At 69.0% G+C, this 1,396-nt stretch carries 1 protein-coding gene; it reads left to right on the forward strand.

Going from position 1 to position 1,396, the window contains the following annotated elements; genetic code table 11:
* Positions 1-1,396, forward strand: a 1,396-nt coding sequence (locus KWI83_RS37680) for an acyl-CoA carboxylase subunit beta (RefSeq protein ID WP_218518871.1), incomplete at both ends; no start/stop codon positions are given.

The following is a 1,396-nucleotide window of genomic DNA, read 5'->3' on the forward strand; positions in this document are numbered from 1 at the left end:
GAGGTCGAGCAGCTGCGCAGGCACCGGGCAACGGGCTTCGGCCTGGAGGCGAAGAAGCCGTACACCGATGGTGTGGTCACCGGCTGGGGCATGGTGGAGGGCCGTACGGTCTTCGTCTACGCCCATGACTTCCGCATCTTCGGCGGCGCCCTGGGCGAGGCCCACGCCACGAAGATCCACAAGATCATGGACATGGCCATCGCGGCCGGTGCCCCGCTGGTCTCGCTCAACGACGGCGCCGGCGCCCGGATCCAGGAGGGCGTCAGCGCCCTGGCGGGGTACGGCGGCATCTTCCAGCGCAACACCAAGGCGTCCGGCGTCATCCCGCAGATCAGTGTGATGCTCGGCCCGTGCGCGGGGGGAGCCGCCTACAGCCCCGCCCTGACGGACTTCGTCTTCATGGTCCGCGAGACCTCGCAGATGTTCATCACCGGCCCGGACGTGGTCAAGGCGGTGACCGGTGAGGAGATCACGCAGAACGGCCTGGGCGGCGCCGACGTGCACGCGGAGACGTCCGGGGTGTGCCACTTCGCGTACGACGACGAGGAGACGTGCATCGCCGATGTGCGCTACCTGTTGTCGCTGCTGCCGCAGAACAACCGCGAGAACCCGCCCCGGGCGGAGTGCTCCGACCCCGCCGACCGCCGTAGCGAGCTGCTGCTGGACCTGGTCCCGGCGGACGGCAACCGGCCCTACGACATGGCCAAGGTCATCGAGGAGATCGTCGACGACGGCGAGTACCTGGAGGTCCACGAGCGCTGGGCGCGCAACATCATCTGCGCGCTGGCCCGGCTGGACGGCCAGGTGGTCGGCATCATCGCCAACCAGCCGCAGGTGCTGGCGGGCGTCCTGGACATCGAGGCGTCGGAGAAGGCCGCGCGCTTCGTGCAGATGTGTGACGCCTTCAACATCCCGATCGTCACCTTCCTGGACGTGCCCGGCTTCCTGCCCGGCGTCGACCAGGAGCACGGTGGAATCATCCGCCACGGGGCGAAGCTGCTGTACGCCTACTGCAACGCGACCGTGCCCCGGATCTCCCTGATCCTGCGCAAGGCCTACGGAGGCGCCTACATCGTCATGGACAGCCAGTCCATCGGCGCGGACCTCACCTACGCCTGGCCGACGAACGAGATCGCCGTGATGGGCGCGGAGGGCGCCGCCAACGTCATCTTCCGCCGCCAGATCGCCGAGGCCGAGGACCCCGAGGCCATGCGGGCCCGCATGGTCAAGGAGTACAAGTCCGAGCTGATGCACCCGTACTACGCGGCCGAGCGCGGCCTCGTGGACGACGTCATCGACCCCGCCGAGACCCGCGAGGTCCTCATCCGCTCCCTGGCGATGCTGCACACCAAGCACGCCGACCTGCCCTCCCGCAAGCACGGCAACCCCCCGCAGT

This window comes from Streptomyces sp. TRM70350, assembly GCF_019219825.1.
Classification (GTDB): Bacteria; Actinomycetota; Actinomycetes; order Streptomycetales; family Streptomycetaceae; genus Streptomyces.